The sequence below is a fragment of the Nocardia sp. NPDC057455 genome (assembly GCF_042802775.1).
In the GTDB taxonomy this organism is placed as follows: Bacteria; Actinomycetota; Actinomycetes; order Mycobacteriales; family Mycobacteriaceae; genus Nocardia.
The window spans coordinates 1-2484 of sequence record NZ_JBHVDM010000192.1 but is presented as its reverse complement, the minus strand read 5'-3'; the positions used below and the strand labels follow the sequence as shown (position 1 = coordinate 2484).

Annotated in this window: 3 protein-coding genes; 2 read left to right on the top strand and 1 reads right to left on the bottom strand. The window is 67.9% G+C overall.

The window, feature by feature from the left end; all coding sequences use genetic code 11:
* Together ACFU5M_RS34345 and ACFU5M_RS34340 are read left to right on the top strand one after the other, a co-directional pair.
* Positions 1 to 455 (top strand): phage tail tip lysozyme (locus ACFU5M_RS34345; RefSeq protein ID WP_379055771.1); only part of this gene is annotated, 455 nt, incomplete at its 5' end.
* A 710-nt stretch (positions 456 to 1165) separates the two neighbouring features.
* On the top strand, positions 1166 to 2092 hold the full coding sequence (locus ACFU5M_RS34340; RefSeq protein WP_379055769.1) for a transglycosylase SLT domain-containing protein: 927 nt from the start codon (positions 1166 to 1168) through the stop codon (positions 2090 to 2092).
* A gap of 9 nt (positions 2093 to 2101) precedes the next feature.
* Here ACFU5M_RS34340 and ACFU5M_RS34335 read toward each other — a convergent pair.
* Positions 2102 to 2484: C40 family peptidase (locus tag ACFU5M_RS34335; protein WP_379055767.1), on the bottom strand; the 383-nt coding region annotated here is incomplete at its 5' end.

Here is a 2484-nt window from a genome sequence, read left to right as displayed (position 1 = left end):
GCACCGGCACCGACAACACCCCGGGAGGCCCGAACGCGAATGCGGCGGATGTCTACCGGTACCTCATATCGAAATATGGGCTCACGCCGGCGCAAGCGGCGGGGATCGTGGGAAACATGCAGGTCGAGTCGGGCTTCAAGACAAGCGCGTACAACTCGGGCGAAGGCGCCATCGGCCTGTGCCAGTGGCGGGGCGGGCGACGGCAGAGTCTGGAGCGGTTCGCGGCATCTCGAGGAAGGCCGGTCACCGACTGGAAGGTCCAAGTCGACTTCATGATGGCCGAATTGCGCGGCAACGAATCCGGAGCATACGGATATCTCCGAGCCGCGCAGACGCCCGCCGCCGCGGCAGCGGTGTTCGATCAGTATTACGAGAGAAGCTCCGGTGAGGCGCGAGGACAGCGCATCGCCTACGCCAACAGTATCGCCGCGGCGATGCGTAATGTAGCCGTTTGATGCCATCCGGCCGTTCGCTGTGCCGGTCCACGCACCCCACCGAAACGACTCGCTGATCGTTGCGCGATCCCTGTGGGCGACTGCTGCTGCCGGGACGCGGATCACTGTATTCCCGGAAGCGGGAACAGGATCAGGAAAGCCCGGGTATACCTCGGATAAGCTGCGAATACGCTTCGAGGCTTGTGCCGGGGAACGTCTTCTGGGGTGAGCCGACGGTGGGCAGGGTGACACGAGGTCGCGGAGCGGCGCGGGAGGCGAACATCGCCGCCGCACCGGCGGAAGACTTCCTCGACGTCGGCACGCACCGATCATGGCCGATGATCGGTGGCGCGCACCGGAGCGTCCGGCGGAAGGTGAGTCATGGCTGCCTCTGTGGTCACCGTGCGTAGCGGACGCGCGCATCGGGGAGACTGATGGCGCCGGCGAATCGAACCCCCTCCGAACCGGATCCCGAGGATCCCGGTGGTCCGCACGGAGCGCGTGCGACCGCCACGACGTCCGCGCCCCGTCGGCCGGCCAAGTCCGCGGCGCGGGGCACCCCGGCATCGGCCCTGCGGCCGCAGGCAGGTGTGCCCGCCACCCAGGCTCCGACGAGCGGGGCAGCGCAGGCGCGGACCCAGGCTGCGCCGTCGGCCTCCGCAACGACCTCCACCGCCTCGGGATCGACATCCCTCGCGCGCTCGGACGCGCTCGACATGGCCGGTTCGTCCATGCCCATGGCAGCCGCGGCGATGGGCGCCTTGGCCGCCATCGCGGCCCAATACGGTGACGGCTCCCCGAGTGCCGTGACGGGAAAGCCCTACGCGCCACCGGATGTCGACGCCGCGCGGCCGCGCGGCCCCATCGTGTGGGACGGTGCGCTCGGTTCGCAGTACGCCGCGAGCAGCCAGAATCGCACACGCCACGGCGATGCGACGCAGTCGATGAACGCCGAACTCGAACGCATCCTCGGTGGTGCGGTCGACGGCACCGCGCAGGGGCGCGCCGCGATCGGAGCGATCATCGCCGAAGTGAATACCGCCCTGACCGCGCTCGGCAAGGTCCAGGACGTCAGCGCGAGCAGGCAACTGGTGATCTCCACGATGGAGAACGCCTTGCATCGCGCGGGAACAGTGCTGGGTCAGGGACAGACCGCGGCGGTGCTCACCGCCGATCGGGTGGCGGCGCTGGCCGACAGCTACCTGCGCGAATCGCGTCCGGCCCAGCCGCGCAGACCTCGCCGCACGTCACACTCCGGCATGCGCGGGCCCAGTGGCGGTCCGCCACGCACCCGGCCGACCGGGCAGCAGGGGCAATGGATCAACGAAGCGCTCCAGGTTCTGCGTCAGCACGGCTACGACACACGCCAGATCGATCCGGCCGATATCGCGGCGATCATTCAGCACGAGTCCGGCGGGAACCCGAACGCCATCAATCTCTGGGACAGCAACGCCGCGGCGGGAATCCCGTCGAAAGGGCTGATGCAGACCATAGATCCGACGTTCAACGCGTATTCCGTTCCGGGGCACCGTGATATCTGGAATCCGGTGGACAACATTGTCGCGGGCGTGCGCTATGCCATCGAGCGATACGGGTCGGTCGGCAATGTGCCGGGGATCGTACAGATGCGTGGCGGCGGCTCGTATGTGGGCTATTGAGCCGGGCGGTCATGCCCAGCGTGCGGCCGCGTAACTGCTGGGCAGTTTCCGGTACTGGACGTGGCCACCGGTGTGCGGAGCCTCGACGCACATGCCGTTGCCGATGTACATGATCACGTGACCGGGATTGTTCGCGCCTTTGAACGATTCGGACGGGAAAATGAGGTCGCCGGGCTTGATGTCCCTGGGATTCACCTTGGGCAGTGTCCGGTATTGATCCGCCGCGACTCGTGGGATCCGTACGCCGGCGGCGGCCGCCGCGTACTGCATCAAACCAGAGCAGTCGAACGCGTTCGGCCCTTCCGCCCCGTAGATATACGGGTCACCGAGCTGGGCGAGGGCCACCTGGATGGCCTTCGCCGCGGCGCCGGTCGCGCCGGTGGCACCGGTAT